The 16,783-nt window shown below is 51.6% G+C and carries 13 protein-coding genes; 7 read left to right on the top strand and 6 right to left on the bottom strand.

Features of this window, described 5'->3' with window-relative positions:
* Nucleotides 1–47: 47 nt before the first annotated feature.
* Nucleotides 48–2,801 (bottom strand): hypothetical protein, encoded by a 2,754-nt coding sequence (locus QMF38_RS02730; protein WP_281758597.1) that lies wholly within the window; start codon nucleotides 2,799–2,801, stop codon nucleotides 48–50.
* Between the two features lie 462 nt (nucleotides 2,802–3,263).
* On the opposite strand from QMF38_RS02730, the gene QMF38_RS02725 reads away from it, so the two are divergent.
* On the top strand, nucleotides 3,264–5,003 hold the full coding sequence (locus QMF38_RS02725; protein WP_281758596.1) for a serine-rich family protein: 1,740 nt from the start codon (nucleotides 3,264–3,266) through the stop codon (nucleotides 5,001–5,003).
* A 164-nt stretch (nucleotides 5,004–5,167) separates the two neighbouring features.
* Complete coding sequence (locus QMF38_RS02720; protein ID WP_281758595.1) at nucleotides 5,168–6,052, top strand: methyl-accepting chemotaxis protein; 885 nt, start codon at nucleotides 5,168–5,170, stop codon at nucleotides 6,050–6,052.
* Nucleotides 6,053–6,119: 67 nt separating this feature from the next.
* Here the strand turns inward: QMF38_RS02720 and QMF38_RS02715 are convergent, their stop codons facing one another.
* Complete coding sequence (locus QMF38_RS02715; protein ID WP_281758594.1) at nucleotides 6,120–7,010, bottom strand: LysR family transcriptional regulator; 891 nt, start codon at nucleotides 7,008–7,010, stop codon at nucleotides 6,120–6,122.
* Nucleotides 7,011–7,124: 114 nt separating this feature from the next.
* Here QMF38_RS02715 and QMF38_RS02710 point away from each other — a divergent pair, with 114 nt between their 5' ends.
* The 4 genes from QMF38_RS02710 to QMF38_RS02695 all read left to right on the top strand — a co-directional run bounded on the left by QMF38_RS02710 (nucleotide 7,125) and on the right by QMF38_RS02695 (nucleotide 11,013).
* Nucleotides 7,125–7,751 (top strand): UbiX family flavin prenyltransferase, encoded by a 627-nt coding sequence (locus QMF38_RS02710; RefSeq protein ID WP_281758593.1) that lies wholly within the window; start codon nucleotides 7,125–7,127, stop codon nucleotides 7,749–7,751.
* The gene (locus QMF38_RS02705; protein ID WP_281758592.1) at nucleotides 7,711–9,138 is read left to right on the top strand and encodes a non-oxidative hydroxyarylic acid decarboxylases subunit C; all 1,428 of its coding nucleotides are present in this window, start codon (nucleotides 7,711–7,713) and stop codon (nucleotides 9,136–9,138) included. Before QMF38_RS02710 ends, QMF38_RS02705 begins: the two co-directional genes overlap by 41 nt.
* Before the next feature lie 3 nt (nucleotides 9,139–9,141).
* Nucleotides 9,142–9,390 (top strand): non-oxidative hydroxyarylic acid decarboxylases subunit D, encoded by a 249-nt coding sequence (locus QMF38_RS02700; RefSeq protein ID WP_390853864.1) that lies wholly within the window; start codon nucleotides 9,142–9,144, stop codon nucleotides 9,388–9,390.
* Nucleotides 9,391–9,516: 126 nt separating this feature from the next.
* Nucleotides 9,517–11,013, top strand: a complete 1,497-nt coding sequence (locus tag QMF38_RS02695; RefSeq protein WP_281758591.1) for an aldehyde dehydrogenase family protein — start codon at nucleotides 9,517–9,519, stop codon at nucleotides 11,011–11,013.
* Between the two features lie 157 nt (nucleotides 11,014–11,170).
* On the opposite strand, the gene QMF38_RS02690 is transcribed toward QMF38_RS02695, so the two are convergent.
* Entirely contained in the window at nucleotides 11,171–12,691 is a 1,521-nt protein-coding gene (locus tag QMF38_RS02690) for a succinate CoA transferase (protein WP_281758590.1), read from the bottom strand.
* 241 nt (nucleotides 12,692–12,932) lie between these two features.
* Nucleotides 12,933–13,595 (bottom strand): LytTR family DNA-binding domain-containing protein, encoded by a 663-nt coding sequence (locus QMF38_RS02685; protein ID WP_281758589.1) that lies wholly within the window; start codon nucleotides 13,593–13,595, stop codon nucleotides 12,933–12,935.
* Nucleotides 13,596–13,818: 223 nt separating this feature from the next.
* Here QMF38_RS02685 and QMF38_RS02680 point away from each other — a divergent pair, with 223 nt between their 5' ends.
* Nucleotides 13,819–14,370 carry a DJ-1/PfpI family protein gene (locus QMF38_RS02680; protein ID WP_281758588.1) on the top strand — a complete coding sequence of 184 codons (552 nt, stop codon included), beginning with the start codon at nucleotides 13,819–13,821 and terminating at the stop codon, nucleotides 14,368–14,370.
* 71 nt (nucleotides 14,371–14,441) lie between these two features.
* Here QMF38_RS02680 and QMF38_RS02675 read toward each other — a convergent pair whose 3' ends face one another.
* Together QMF38_RS02675 and QMF38_RS02670 are read right to left on the bottom strand one after the other, a co-directional pair.
* Complete coding sequence (locus QMF38_RS02675) at nucleotides 14,442–15,776, bottom strand: MFS transporter (RefSeq protein WP_281758587.1); 1,335 nt, start codon at nucleotides 15,774–15,776, stop codon at nucleotides 14,442–14,444.
* Nucleotides 15,777–15,869: 93 nt separating this feature from the next.
* Nucleotides 15,870–16,760, bottom strand: a complete 891-nt coding sequence (locus QMF38_RS02670; RefSeq protein WP_281758586.1) for a TIGR01777 family oxidoreductase — start codon at nucleotides 16,758–16,760, stop codon at nucleotides 15,870–15,872.
* Nucleotides 16,761–16,783 lie beyond the last annotated feature (23 nt).

The following is a 16,783-nucleotide window of genomic DNA, read 5'->3' as shown; positions in this document are numbered from 1 at the left end:
AACGAACGCCGGTGTGAGACAAGCGTCTCATACCGGCGTTTTTAGGGTTAGGGAAGTTGAACAGTTACTTGTTGGCCGTCTTGACTGAAGGTTAATGTTGCACTACTTGAAACCGACTCTTGAGACAGCTGCGGTGAAGAGTCAGAGCTTTCTGTTGCAACTGCCGAGGACTGATTGGCCATGGAAGCGTCAGAGGTTTGCGTGGAACCACTGGATTGCGTGGAACCACTGGATTGCGTGGAACCACTGGATTGCGTGGAACCACTGGATTGCGTGGAACCACTGGATTGCGTGGAACCACTGGATTGCGTGGAACCACTGGATTGCGTGGAACCACTGGACTGCGTGGAACCACTGGACTGCGCAGAACCACTGGACTGCGCAGAACCACTGGATTGCGTGGAACCACTGGATTGCGTGGAATCACTGGACTGCGCAGAATCACTGGACTGCGCAGAATCACTGGATTGCGTGGAACCACTGGACTGCGTGGAACCACTGGACTGCGTGGAACCACTGGATTGCGTGGAACCACTGGATTGCGTGGAACCACTGGATTGCGTGGAACCACTGGACTGCGCAGAATCACTGGATTGCGTGGAACCACTGGATTGCGTGGAACCACTGGACTGCGTGGAACCACTGGACTGCGCAGAATCACTGGACTGCGTGGAACCACTGGATTGCGTGGAACCACTGGACTGCGTGGAACCACTGGACTGCGTGGAACCACTGGATTGCGTGGAACCACTGGACTGCGTGGAACCACTGGATTGCGTGGAACCACTGGATTGCGTGGAACCACTGGATTGCGTGTTCTGAATCTGGTCAACACCCGCGGAAGCACTATCGCTTTGCGCGTCAGCAAGGTTGATTAAAGGTACGTTCTGATCCATAGGAGTTGCGGACTGATGTTCCGAAATGTTTACGATCCCGTCGCATTCGTATGTGTGATAGAACTGTCCATTAATGTAAACATTCAAAACCCCGTTGTTTGCACTGGAGTTTCCCGTGGATGATAAATCCACTTCTATTCCTTCCGATAGTAGTACACCCGATGTAGATGCTGTGGCGTGCTGCGTTACATAGAGGTTCGTGACTGACGCCACTTGGAAACTTGCCGACTGAGATTGACCGGCGTTCACAGCAGCGTTTGCATCTGTTGTCGTCATTTGATTCGGTGTGCTTGATAATGAATTTGCAGGCTGTATCGCTTGGATCTGGTTCATCGCAATGGTCGTCTTCGTGCCAGGTATTGCAACCGGCGAAGACATAGTCGCAGACTGCACCTGAAGTGTGTTTGTATTTGTAGACTGACTTTGTACGAAACTCACTGCGCCGATCGTCGAGATCTGTTGTGTTTGTTTCGTGATGTTGCCACTCGATTGCGTTTGACTGTCGGATGCTGTTCCGCTAAACGACTGTGTTTGAGAACTTCCAACGCCTGTGGTTTCGCTTTGAACGGCAGCGATTGGTGTACTTACCGTGCCGCTTTCTTCTTGGGATGCAGTTAGGTTGGTAGTTTGTACAGCGGTCCCGGGCGTTGGAACGAATGCGCTCGACGCTGATTGCGTAATGACACCTGGACTGCATATTTTAGCGTCGATCACGTCATAGCTAGGAGAAGCTCCCTTATTGGTATACACGAACGGTACACCGTATGATCCCTCCGGAACTTCAACGCCGAAAGTAGCCTGCCCCGCAACGGATATGATGCCGTTCGGATTGCTGGAATACAAATTCACATAGCAATTATCCGGACATACAATGGGCATCCCGGAGGAATTAACGGCACAGACCAGCAAAATGGTGGGTTGGTCGGGTTGGAAGCAGTCAAAGTGCGCTGTGGCATTACTCGCACTACCAAAATTATCGCTCAGGCGATTGCCCTTTAAATCGAAGACAGCGTAACCGGCAACTGTTTGCTGGGAAGCTACCGTATGATTGGAGGTCCAGGTGCCGTTCGACCAGGAAAACGTCTGTGACCAAGCGCTTGATGAGTCTCCTGTCCTACGTGGATTACAAATAGAACTAGCAGTAGGCCAGCTACGCAGAACTTCAGCATCGATTACGTCAAACCCGGCTTGATTCCCTAAATTTGTGTAGATAAACGGTATGCCAAGGGATCCAATTGGCATGTAGAGACTGTGTGTGTGTTTGTTGACTACACTCACTTGTCCGTCGGGGTTGTTCGAGTGAAGGTAGATTCTTGCTGCTACAGGGTTTGCAATCGGATTGCCCAGTTTATCAACCGCACGAACAACAAGTACGACGGGGATATTTGGTTGAAAGTCGTCAAAGTGTTGAACTCCGTTACCCAGACTCCCAAACGTATCGCTCAACATGTGTCCGGATGCATCAAAGACGGCGTAACCAGCGAAATCATTGGTTGATGTAGTAGACGGATTGTGCGATCCGGAAACGACAGGTTGCGCTGGATCCCCAAAGAGGGTTGACTGGTTCTGGTTTTCAGAACTACCAATGGTTTGCGTTTGCTGAATGTTTGAAGCACTGGAACTGTCTGTACCCGTGGAAGTTTCGTCTGCTGACGTTTGAGAACTCTGGTAACTTGCGACGGGACTAGAACTGGTTTGAGAAGGGAGTTGCAAACTTTGTATGGTAGATATGGTCGAAGTTTGCGACGCTGACTCTTGCGCGTTGCTATTGCTATTCTGGATACCTTGATATTGTTGACTGAACGTGCTTTGACTTTGCGATTGTGTCGCGGCGTGGACTGTAACATAGCCGCCAGCAAGTCCCGCGAATGAGGCGGCAATTGTGATCCCCAAACTTCTAATCACCCATTTTCACCCTCACGATTTGATTGTGTACCTGTTTCTATGTCTTCAAGTCGGTCTATTTGATGTTCAGCTTTCCGCAAATATGCTTCTGCCAAACCCATATTTGAAAATTTCACAAATGACGTATGAAAAGTAGGTTGTCCGGCAACACTCAGAACGTTCCATACTTCAACTTTGTCGCAGCCCCGACGTATGATGACTTCGTTTGTTCATCGCACAATCATGACAGCTAAAAATTTCTTTGCGTGATCGGTATAAAGGGTGGTGATGCGGGAATAGATTCAGAGCGGCTGGATGAAGAGCACGACAAGATAGACATAAACTCCAGCGAAGACCACGGTTGTGTTCTTGCGGAATCATCAGCGCGAACCTCCGTGGGGTTAAGGGTGGAGGAATCCTCGTGTAGATGCTTGGTATGTGCATGAGGTTCCTATATAAGGAGCAATAGGGAGGAAATAAGCGTTGATGAATGGAAAGAGCAAGACAGGCATGACAGTGGCTGCAGCAGTGACCCTTTTGGCAATGGCGTCTCCTATGGCGTTTGCTGGTGTTAAGCCTCAGCAGCAAGCCGTTACCCAGAAAAACGTTCTAAGTCAGTCGGCGAACGGGGCGAGTGGTGTTGCACAGCTGCAAGATTACGGAAATGGCACGCCAAAGGATCCGGGAACGGTTGTCGGACAATCTCAGGCGAACACGTCATCGTTGGGAAGCCTACAAACAGCTAAATATCGTGGCGTGACAAATGCAACACAGGACGCTAATGGATCGACAAATGTTGGCCAACAGGAGACAGGCGCGACATCCGCTTCTCAATCGCAAAAGGGTAATTGGACATTCTTGTCCGATCAAAACCAACATGCAGTTAACACGACGAAGTCCGTACAGTCCGCTAATGGTGCAATTGGAGTCGCGGGGTATAACACGCAGGAATCGGCTAATAACACGGGGCTAGCACAGTCTCAGAAATTGGGTGCCTCTTTCCTTGGACTGCAGTCACAGTCATTCGTCAACCATACGTTGTCGGGCCAGCGTGCGGACGGCTCAGTTGATGCATATCAAAATCAGGAAAACACCACGAATGGCAAACAGGCTCAGAGTAGTTTCTTCTCGATGACTGGGCAAGATCAACGAACAGCGGTTGTCACAGCCGGCGGTCAATCCGCAGAAGGAGCTAATGGTAGCGTGCAAGGCCAAACCACCAGCACAGCGAGTGCGCAGACCCAAAAGGCTGCATTCTCTGGGGCAGAACAGTCACAGTTCGACGCAGTACTGAATCTGAGCGGGCAACAAGCGGATGGCTCGACTGAAACATTACAGGATCAGAACGATACGAACGGCGCAGTACAACAGCAAAAATCGCTTGGTGGTATGGCGACGCAAACGCAGGCGAGTGGTGTTGCCAACCTTGGTGGTCAGTCGGCAGAGCACGCAACAGGTACGATTCAGGGGCAGTCCAACACGTATGCCGCAGAGCAGTCGCAAGGGCGAGTAGGCAGAGGATATCTACCGCAAACGCAAGCGAGCGGAAACCTCAATGTGGACTTACAATCTGCCGACGGTTCAGTCAATTCTGAGCAGTATCAAACGACGTCCACGGGTTCGACCCAACGACAAATCGGTTTGGGTGGAGACCGCAGCCAGACACAAATTGGCGGAGCTATTAATGTAGGTTTGCAGTCTGCAGAAGGATCAAATGGTCAGTATCAGTCGCAGTCAAATTCGAACGACCTAGGCCAGGCGCAAACGAACTTAGGTTCTGATTCGCACCAAACACAGGCTGCCGGTGTTCTCAATGTAGATGGGCAACAAGCAAATGGTTCCACGGGACAGATTGGTGACAACAGTGCTGATGGGCAGTACCAAATCAATCAATCTGGCATTACACAAAGCCAAACATCTACGAGTGGTTCCGATACGGCACAACACCAAACCGCTGGCATTGCCAATTTGGCTGGTCAACGTGCAAACGGGGCAACCAACGTAACACAGGTACAGACTACCGGAACCAACATTATGCAAACCCAGAGCGCACACAATGCCTCCATCGGCCAAGGGCAATCGGCAGCTACTGCGAACGTTTCTGGGCAGCAAGCGAATGGCTCGACGGATACGACACAGTCACAAAGCGGATCGACGACCGTAATCCAGTCACAGGATGCTTCGAATTCGTCTTCTGCCGACGGCATTTCTATCTGGAGCTAACGTGCAAGCTATCAGGGAGACAAGGCTACACCGTAGGCTTTTAGCTTGCGGTGTAGCCTTTTCACGTCATGATGACTTTTCTTATAACCTAGCCAACGACTCCGTTCTGCGCCTATAATAAATAGGTAGATCTTGCACTTTGTCAGGGACGAGGAGACAATCAAATGGCAAACGATACCGTGAATGAAGTGGTCAAACCGCAATTGCATCCCGTTGTGGAAACGATGATACAGTTGGCTCCGGCATTGGCAGAGGTTTTTCCCGACGATGTCACCATCGGCGTCTCCGATCTAACAACGCTATGGCTGTCCGTTCCAGGTAAGACGTTTTCGCTTGGTTTACAGCCAGGTTATCGTTTAACGCCTGGGGATGGCATGTACGAGGTCGTGGATCAGGGCAGAGCGACTCGCACGTTTGTACCTGAATCGGTATTCGGAGTACCGATGATGGCCAACTCCATCCCACTCTGTGACGAGCAAGGGAATATCGTTGGTGCCATGGGCGTTGGCATCAGCATGCAGCGCTACAACCATCTATTTGAAGTCGCTTCGACGCTTTCCAGTGCTGTGGAACAAATTAGCGCGACTGTTGAAGAAGTGGCTGGTTCCATCAACGTGCTGGCTGACAACATGTCCGATATCTCCCATCAATCGGATGAAGTCCTAAAGAGTATGAAAGATATACGGAAAATTTCCGAGCGCGTCAAGGAGATCTCGAATAATAGCCGTATTCTAGGTTTAAATGCGTCGATTGAAGCGTCGCGATCGAGCGAGGCAGGCAAGGGCTTTGCTGTCATTGCGCGCGAAGTTCGTAAGCTAGCAGACGATGCAAAGCGTCAAACCGAAATTATCAGCGGCACAGTGGATGAAGTAGAGCGTTTGTTAAAGCGTCTGGCCGAATCCATCCTAGTTGTGAATCGCGAGACGGAAAGCCAATCCGCCGCCACGGAGGAGTTGGCGTCCACCATTCAGGAAGTCAGCCAGTCTGCAGTTGCCTTGGCGAAGTACGCAGAGAGCATTGTGTCTGGCGATGGGGGTCAAAACGAATAACAAACCTCAGGTAGCGCGAGCGGAACCCATTCAAGCCCTTCGGTTCCGGTCGCGCTGCACATTTTAATTAGGTGCGCTCAATCATAGACTGCATAGTCGCAAGAAAGAGACGAGCCGCTCTGGAAAGGTGACCATGCGCTCGATAGACAATGGCCGAATCATACGTGAGTCCATCGTCTGTGATTGTATAGCTTTGTAGGTCATTGGACGCAATCAATGGGAGTACACCTTTAGGTATGATAGTGCCGCCAAGTCCCTGCCGAATTAAGTGAAACAGCATCGTCGAGTCATGGCACTCACAGACGACTCGTGGCTCAACATTCGCTCGATGAAAGGATGCCAGGATCTGATCATAGGTCCCCATGGCAATAGTCGGTCCTAGTAAAAGCAAAGGGACATTCGCCAGTTCGGCCAAGCTCACGGTACTTTCAAAATTGTAGTCGTGTGCAGAGGGCGCGACAAAGACTAGCGGATCGCGTTGGACTGGGATAACGATTGTGTTTGACAAGGGCAAAGGTGTATTCATGACGGCGATCTCGATACTGTGATGATTAAGTAAAGATGCAAGATGGCTAGGTTCCCCTTCCCATACTTTGCACCGTAATTCGGGGTACGACGCGCGCAACTGTTTCACCGCCCGCAAAAGCAGTGGTGATCCATATAACGTGCAACCAATAGCAAGGGTTCCATGTACCGTCGAGCTTAAGTCTTGCACTTCCCGAATCGACTCATCGAACATCTGCAGGATATCCAAGGCTCTCTGGTAGAGTACCTTTCCTTCCTCAGTAAGAATCATTTGTCTGCGATCTCGTTCAAAAAGCGATACCCCTAGCTCGTCCTCCATAAGTTTAAGCTGTTGGCTCAAAGGTGGTTGCGCAATCTTTAGTCTACGGGCAGCAGCGGTCACTTGGCCAGTTTCCGCGATCGCGACGAAATAGCGCAGTTGCCGAATATCCATGATCTATTCACCTATATTGATCTGATATACATATGAGACTAACTAAATATTTTTCATATATCAATCTGCAAAGTACACTTCTTATCAGAGGGATTGAAGGATGGGGGTGTAAGCATGCGCGTCATCGTTGGCATCACCGGCGCCACCGGCGCTATTTTCGGCATTCGCTGTCTACAGATGCTAGGCGCAGCCGGTGTCGAGACACACCTTATTATGTCACCTTGGGCGGCTTCAACGATCTCGCTAGAGACGCCATACACACCTGCCGATGTTAAGGAGATGGCGACGTACGTTTATTCGTACAAAGATCAGAGCGCTCCTATAGCAAGCGGATCGTACCGCGTTGATGGCATGATTGTGGCACCTTGCACCGTGAAGACGCTTGCTGCCATTCGGGTTGGCTTGGGCGAGAATCTGCTGACCCGTGCCGCGGATGTTGTGTTAAAGGAACGGAGAAAATTGGTGCTTATGGTTCGCGAGATGCCGCTTGGCACCATACACCTAGAGAACATGTTGGAACTGTCACGTATCGGTGCAGTTATCGTGCCTCCTATGCCGGCATTCTACAATCAGCCAGAAACGTTAGCGGATATGGTGGATCACATCGTTGTTAGAACATTGGATCAGTTCGATCTCGACTTAGCCCACGATGGGCGTTGGCAAGGGATGACCGTTGCAAAATCAGCAAGGGGGAATTGTCGTGGCGTATCAGGACTTCCGGGAATTTCTCAGCGCACTTAAGCACGAAGGACAACTTTTGACAATTGAAGATCAAGTGATGCCCGAACCTGATCTAGGCGCAGCAGGGCGCGCTATTAGTAATTTAGGAGACAAGAGTCCCGCACTCTTATTCACAAACATCTATGGGTATCAAGGTGCACGGGTCGCGATGAACGTAATTGGCTCTTGGCCGAATCACGCACTAATGATGGGACTGCCCAAGCATACACCTGTAAAGGAACAATTCTTCGAATTTGCACGCCGGTGGGAGCGATATCCAGTCCCCGTTGAGCGGGTCAACACGGCACCGTTTCACGAAGTTGAGATTAAGGAAAATATCAATCTTTATGAGCTGTTGCCGCTATTTCGGTTGAATCGGTATGACGGTGGCTTCTATATCGACAAAGCTTGTGTCATTTCGCGTGATCCGAGTGACCCTGAACATTTTGGCAAGCAGAACGTAGGTATTTATCGGATTCAAGTCAAGGGGAAGGATCGATTAGGCATTCAGCCAGTTCCCCAACATGATATCGCTGTTCACTTGCGAATTGCCGAAGAGCGCGGAGAAAACCTGCCTGTGGCCATTGCTATCGGGTGTGAACCTGTGATCACGACCATGGCCGGTGCGCCGCTTGCTTATGATCAATCGGAGTACGAAATGGCAGGTGCCATTCAGGGGCAACCGTATAAAGTTGTGAAGGCAAAAACGTCAAACCTGGATCTTCCGTATGGAGCTGAGGTCGTACTGGAAGGTGAAATTCTAGCTGGGGTTCGCGAATTTGAAGGACCGTTTGGAGAATTTACAGGACACTATTCCGGTGGGCGCAAAATGCCGGTCATCCAGATTCACCGTGTATATCACCGCCGAAACCCAATTTTTGAGCACCTGTACATTGGTATGCCATGGACAGAAACAGATTACATGGTTGGTGTGAATACGTGTGTTCCAATTTATCAACAGTTAAAGGAGGCCTTTCCGAACGAAATCATTGCTGTCAACGCCATGTATACTCACGGGCTAGTCTGCATTATTTCAACGAAGCGCCGTTACGGTGGCTTTGGGAAGGCTGTTGGGTTATGCGCTTTAACCACGCCCCACGGACTAGGGTACTGCAAGTTGGTTATTGTCGTCGACGATACGGTCGATCCGTTTAATCTACCTCAGGTCATGTGGGCGTTATCGACCAAGGTGAATGCTAAATATGACGTCGTGATTGTTCCGGAGATGCCGGTAATGCCACTTGATCCCGGATCCGAGCCTACGGGCATCACACATAAGATGGTCATCGATGCAACGACGCCCATGGCACCGGAGACCCGCGGGCATTACTCACAAGAACTGGATCAGCCACTAGGCACGGAGAAATGGGAAGCGATCTTGCAAAACTTGTTGAGCCAAAGAGGGTGACAAATGACGATGTTATGTCCAAGGTGTGAGTCTGAGTCCATTGATGTTGTGGCGAAGTCGCCAGTCGCTGGTTGCTGGGAGGTTTTCTTTTGTTTGACATGTAAATTCACCTGGCGATCCAGTGAGCCAAGGAGCATTGTCGACCCGGTCCAATATCATCCTGCGTTCAAGGTAAGATGGGAGGATATTGAGCATGCCATCATCGTACCAGCGATACCCGAGAGGTCCTCGAAGAGCGTATCACGGCAGTGAATAAAGCGGATAGACAGTGGGAGCGCGTGAGCGCTATCATAGCCTCAAAGGAGATTTCAGCAGAACCGGTGTCCTGCCAATTTGATCTACGAAGACCAATGATATGTGCGAAAGAAGGTACGACTTATGCAAGAGGAGTTGCAGAATGTCACAGAGCCCGTGGTGGTTCACGCCATTATCAACGGAGAGCGGGTAGATACGGAGAAGCGCTATTCGCGTGAAAATCCAGCCAACCCAGAAGAAATTGTCGGGTACGGTCCGGTGAATACACGCGAAGACGCTGTGCGGGCCATCGATGCGGCAGCTGCAGCATTTCCAGCTTGGGCACAAACGCCGCTGCGCGAGCGGATCGCACACATGCGCCGCGCGATTGCACGATTCCGGGAAGCGATCCCCGAGTTGGTGCCGTTGTTGTCGCGTGAACACGGGAAGCCCGTCTACGACGCGCAGGGCGAGATGTTCGTGAGCCTGGCATGGATGGATTATGCCTGTGACATTGCGGAAGAGGCTTTGGCGGAAAAGGTGGAGCAACACGAGAATGGCAAGACCATCATCACGCGTGACCCAATGGGTGTCGTTGCGGCAATCACGCCGTGGAACTATCCGCTGGCACTGTCCACCATTAAGATTGCGCCAGCCTTGATCGCAGGGAACACGATGGTGCTCAAACCGAGTCCGTTCGCTCCGCTTGCTGTCAGCAAGGTGGTCGAATGGATGGCCAGCGAGTTTCCGGCAGGGGTTTTGAATATGGTGCACGGCGACGCGGATGTTGGTGTCGAGTTGACAACTAACCCCAAGGTCGCAAAGATTGCGTTTACTGGTGGTACGAAGACGGCAACGCACATTATGAAGTCTGCGTCCGATACCATTAAAAATATGACGCTCGAGCTTGGTGGAAACGATGCCGCTTTGGTTTTGTCTGATTTTGATGTCAACGACGAGCGGGCGATGCGGCGGCTTGTCATCTCGAACTTTCTGACGACCGGACAAATCTGTATGATTGCGAAGCGCGTCTATGTCCATCGTTCGATTTACGACGCATTTGTCGAGAAGTATATTGAGGCTGCTAACAAGTGGATTCGCGTCGGTGATGCTTTCCATCCTGATGTCACCATTGGACCGGTCAACAATTTGCCGCAGGTACGTCATGTCGAGCGGCTGATTGAGGATGCGAAGAGCCGCGGAGCACAGGTGATACCACTTGGCCGTATTCTCGACGAGAATGTGTTCGCAAAAGGCTATTTTATGCAGCCAACTTTGGTGTTGGGTGCTGGACATGACGATCCGATTGTCGTTGAGGAACAGTTTGGACCTACGGTCCCGGTTTTGCCGTATGACGATGAAGAAGAGGGCATTCAACTGGTGAACAACAGTATTTACGGTTTGACCAGTTCTGTATGGGGCGAAGAAGAACATGCCCTCCGTGTTGCACGCCGAATCGAGGCGGGTACCACGATGATTAATACTGCGGCTGTGCAGGGGCTCGACATTCGTTACCCGTTTGGTGGCTTCAAGCAGTCTGGTATCGGCCGCGAGTATGGTGTCGAAGGTCTGCTCGGATATACAGAGCTTCACGTCATCAATGTTCCTAAAGTCGGGGAACTCCCTAACATTCCAGAATAAGTAGAGAAACAGCCGCAGCAGATGCTCGCTGCGGCTGTTTCTGAATTCCCACGGGGCCCTCACAATGTTGCGCGTACGCAACGGACAGCAGAGCCAATTTTGATGGCAATTCTCAATTCTGTTCCCATCATGTCAGCGCTGTGGTTCCCTCCGAAGCTTAATTGACAGCTCGAACTGGGCTCGGCATAGTGCGCATATCGCCTTGCTGCTGGAGTCGCAGGTGCCAACCGAATGCTTCGTCCAAGGCATGAGGAGTATTTCCGCCGTGACTTTCAGCGTGTCGTACATAGTCCCGGAGGGCATATTGGTAATCCGGATGCGCTATATGGTCGATGATTGCGCGAGCGCGTTGACGTGGAGCGAGACCGCGCAGATCCGCGATTCCACGCTCTGTGACGATGACGTCCACATCGTGTTCCGGGTGGTCGACGTGTGTTACGAACGGGACCACGCTCGAGATTCTACCATCTTTGGCTGTCGACTTCGTGACGAAGATGGATAGTGCCGCATTTCGTGCAAAGTCACCAGATCCGCCCACTCCATTCATCATGTGTGTTCCTGAAACGTGCGTGGAGTTGACATTGCCATAGAGATCGACTTCGAGTGCGGCGTTCATGGCGATCACGCCAAGACGGCGCACAATTTCGGGGTGGTTTGAGATCTCCTGTGGGCGAAGCACGACTTTTTCTCGATACTCCCCGAGACGTGATAGAACATGCCGACGCATGGCCTGTGAAAGTGTAAAAGAACAACTGGATGCAAAACGGACTTTACCGGCATCCAACAATTCAAAGGCTGCGTCCTGCATCACTTCTGTATAAATTTCCAAATCGTGAAAGGGACCTTGCACAAGTCCACTTAAAACCGCGTTTGCCACCGAACCAATCCCACTTTGCAGTGGACCAATATTTTTGGGAAGACGCCCGCGGTCTACTTCATGCGCAAGAAACTCGAGTATGTGGCCAGCCATCGCAGCCGTTTCCGCATCTGGTGTAGAGACATTGGAAGGTGTATCTTGCGCTGTGGTTAGAATCACAGCGGCAATTTTGTCGGGTGGGCACGGTATATACGGAGTCCCAATACGATCGCGAACATTCACCAACGGGATCGGTTGCCGATTCGGACGCGCAGTTGGCAGATAAATATCATGTAGGCCCTCAAGCTCTAACGGGAGAGATAGGTTGATCTCGACGATAACCCTTTTGGCCTTTTCAACAAATATGGGACTGTTACCAACAGAAGTCGTTGGGATGATTCCACCATTTTCCGTAATGGCAGTGGCTTCAATGATGGTAAAATCAATGTCTCCGAGCCAACCGTTGCGCACCCACTCGGCAGTTTCACTGAGATGTTGGTCGATGTATGCGGTTTCCCCGAGATTAATACCTTTCCGGAGATCTGGATCCGACTGAAATGGTAGTCGCATACCGAGTAAACCACGGCTGGCCAGAATGCCATCGGTTTCACCAAGGGAAGCACCTGAAAGCAGATTGATTTTTATAGGTTCGCCGGTCTTATCCTTTCGTCGTGCCAGTGCCTGTAAAGTGGCTTTTGCATCTCCTGATTTCGTGAATCCACTCACGGCGATGGTCATACCGTTTTGAATCCAACTCTGCACTTCGTCGGCGGTGCAAACCCGAGAGCGCAAGGCCACATTTCGAATTCGTTGTTCTAACATGGTGTCCACCTCTTTATGCAATCGGGCCATGGAAATGGCAAATGGGCAGTCGTATGAAAGCGGATACGCTGCGTCTGATACAAACATAGACAGATTTTTTGTGTCATGCATTGGTTTTGTGATAAACGACGATTATTGCGGACAAAACCATATAATGTGCGATGAATCGTGAGTAACAGCAAGAAGACGGGTAGCCGATCTTTTTGCTACCCGCCAATCGTTAGGGCCATATGCGTCTTGACTAAAAGCCGAGGGTTTGTCGCACATGGTGGACATAACTCTGTGATACACGCAACTGTTTCGAAAGCGGGGGACGGAGCGTGATCAGTAAGCTCGAGTGGAAATCGCGCTCCATCTTTTCTATCCAAGCAATTTGAACCAGGTACGAACGGTGGATACGCAAAAATTTTGCGAAAGGCAGCCGGCGCTCAAGCGTCTGTAAGGTCAAGCGCGTGCTATATGCACCATCCGCCGTGTGTAGCCAGGTGCGCTTTTCGTAGCTTTCGATCCAGGCAATTTCATCTATGGAAAGAGGGCGCCACACTTCACCTCGTTGTCCAACGACAAAATCTAATTGCGATGGACGTTCCTTCGCTTCCGGTGGCAAAATCACCGTCAAAGCCATGTTGTGACCAGGTTGAGGGCGTAACGGATATCCAAGACCATGATATGGGATACCGTAAACCGATGCGTCCACGTCTGTTTCCACGCGCTTACCTATCTGAAATACGCGATTCGCCACACTTTCGGGGTGGACCGGATCACCGGGGCGCAAATGCAAATCATATCCTCCGGCACGATAAAAAACGTAACGTTCTCCATCCGCAATGGCGATGGACGCTTCGGCTGGGACCCATTCCTTCAGCACCTGCGGCAAGTCATGCAGGATGGGTGAGTGGTTCATGGGTACACCCCCTTTATCACTTAGGGTCTAGCAACAGTCTAGCACGTCAAGTTCCGAGAGTGACAAAGTAAGGTCGATAACCTTTTATCAAATGACCGTGAACTTGCATGTTCAACTCTATACCAGCATAGAACGGAAGTGCCAAACCACTGTACAGGTGCTGGTCGTCATGGTTGCTTGTCAGCACCGGTGGTAAGTCAGTCGCCATGAAGGGGGAAGGTACATGCCGAAGCGGGTTCTCATTCTAACCGGTGACGCGGTTGAGGCTTTGGAGGTTTACTATCCGTACTATCGTCTTTTGGAAGGGGGCGTGGAAGCGATCATTGCAGCGCCGACGAAAAAGACGCTGCACACGGTCGTCCACGATTTTACCGATTGGGAAACGTATACCGAGAAGCCGGGATACTTGTTGCAGGCAGACATGGCATTTGCCGACGTCCAGCCGGAATCATTTGACGGCATCATCATTCCTGGTGGCCGGGCGCCCGAGTACATTCGCCTGAACGAGCACATCCCACGCATTCTAAACCACTTTCTCATGGCCAACAAGCCAATTGGGGCCATCTGTCATGCGGCGCAAGTGCTTGAAGTTGTACGTGAACAATTGCAAGGGCGTACCCTGACAGCCTACATTGCTTGTAAACCGTCTGTTGAAGCGATGGGTGCTCATTATGCAACACAGACCCTATATGTTGATGGGAACTTGGTATCGGGACATGCGTGGCCTGACTTGCCAGGGTTCATGCGAGAATTTATGAAACTGATACAGGGATAACAAGCTTTCAGACACGTAACGGGAGCGCACGATGCACGCTCCCGTTACGTGTTTTGTGGTTTTTCACTTCGTTAAGATGAAATGGAACGTCCCGACCCTGGTACCACCGGGTTATCAATTCGGGCTTGCTTATCTGGATGGTGGAAAAAGAGAACCGCCAGTACCGATGTTGCCGCCAAAGCCGCCATCAGCCAGAAGGCGCTGTTGAAGCTCCCGGTGGCATTGACGATCGCGCCAGTAATGACAGGGGCAAGAAAGCCCGCAATCGCGAAAAACGTATCCATAACGCCAAGTGCGGTGCCTGTTCGATCGCGCATCATATCGACGTTGATCGCGTAGAACGTCGAGTTGGAACTCATGCCAAATCCGACAGCGAGTGTGATAAAGATAATCGCGATCGTAAAGTTATGTGTGAAGGTGAGGGGTACGACGCATAGGGCTGACAGGAGTTGCGAGATCCAAATTGGGTACGATCTCGCAAGGCGCAAGCTACCTGTGCGTTTCAGAATACCGTCCGATAAATAGCCCACGAGCCACAGTAGGATGGTGGCCAATGCCCAAGGCAGGACCGAGAACAGACCTACCGACTTCAAATTAAGATGGTATTGCTTTTCAAAGTACGACGGAAGCCAGGTCATAAAGAAAAAGAGATAATAGCCAAAGACAAAGAATGACCAGTTGTTCGCCATCAACGTGCGATTGGCAAGCAAATATTTCCACAACGATCCGGATGGCAGGCGATGGGCTTGTGCCTTGCGCATGTCGGCGGATTGAACGCTGCGGTCGATTGTATCTGTGCCACGAATATGCCGCAGTTCGGCATCATTGACACGCTTACTGTGCTCTGGGAAATCGCGGAACAGAAAATACCACACGGGTACCCAGATGAGGCCGATGACGCCAAGGATGATGAACATCCCGCGCCACGATGTGCCGAGGATGAGTGCCGTTGCAACCGGCCCCCCGATGGCGAGTGCCAGCGGAACGGCGACCAATGAATTTGACAGCGCAATTGCGCGTTCGCGACTGGACAACCAGTCGCCTACCGCCCGGTTGACCGCCGGGAAGTTCGGGCCTTCTGCGACGCCCAGCAGGATACGCATCAAGAAGATCATGGCAAAGCCGACAGCCGCACCAGTCAAGCCGATGGATAAAGTCCACAGGAGCGATGCCCAGAACAGAGCTCGCCGGGCGCCAACGTGATCGACCCAAATGCCGCCGAAGAAGGTTGTAATCATGTAGCCGACGCCGAACGCACCGAGAATGAGACCCGTTTGATCCGCATTCAGATGAAGCACTTTGGAAATGTCGGAGATGGCGTAGGAGATGGCGGATCGGTCAATGTAGTTGACGACCGTGATGAAAAAGAGTAGTGCGATGATAACCCAGCGAAAACGAGATCGCATCGCGTGTTTCCCTCCTTTGTTGTTTTGTACATCGAAGTAGTTAGGAAATCGGTTTCATTTTAAGTCCAGGACAGGCCTGGAGACAAGTCTTGCTCACAAGATGTCAGCGAGTGCGGCGTCAAGATGAGGAAACGCAAACTGAAAGTGGAGGGCCGCAGCTTTTGCAGGCAGAACGCGCTGGCCTGTCAACACCAATTGGGCTCGTTGACCAAGGGCCAACCGAAGAATGGGGGCCGGGGCCGACAACAAGTGTGGACGGTGCAGCTGTCGCGCGATCGCACCGGTGAAATCGCGCATTTGCACTGGATGTGGTGCCGTCGCGTTGAGCGGACCGGTGATGCGGTCGTCTCGTAGAGACCATTCGATGAGGGCACTCGCGTCCGCCACATGGATCCAAGATACCCATTGTCGACCGTTGCCAACGGTCCCGCCCAAGCCGATGCGAAAAAGCGGCAAGAGCGAAGGGAGGGCGCCGCCGTCCTTGCCTAGCACCATGCCCAAGCGAATGTAGACAACGCGCGTACGCTGATAGACAGGCTGCGCCGCTTGTTCCCATAGGGTGCATACGGTGGCCAGAAAATCGTCCCCTGGCGCATCGTCTTCTGTGAATGTGGCGTCGAATGAAGTTCCGTAGTAGCCGATAGCTGACGCTTGTACATATGCATGAGGGGGCTGCGGTGCCTGACAGATGGCAGTTACGACGGCTTTGGTGGTCGCAACGCGCGATGTGAGGATCTCCTTGCGGTCGTGAGCAGACCAACGTCCGCGGTTAACCGAGGCGCCTGCCAGATTGACAATGGCGTACCCTTGGTCTTCGTCGGAGGATGTGTTTAGATTCTGTGTAGCGTTGGTCGTGCAAGCGGCAAGTAGACGTTCGACGGTATAGGGCCGCCGCACGACGGCTACTTGGTGCCCTGCGAGCCCTAGGTGTTTGCATAAATGACTGCCAATAAAGCCCGATCCGCCTATGACGACGATGCGCACGCGGCATCCCTCCGGAAGTGTGG

The organism is Alicyclobacillus hesperidum subsp. aegles (genome assembly GCF_027923525.1).
Classification (GTDB): Bacteria; Bacillota; Bacilli; order Alicyclobacillales; family Alicyclobacillaceae; genus Alicyclobacillus; species Alicyclobacillus aegles.
This window is presented reverse-complemented; position numbering and strand designations above follow the sequence as displayed.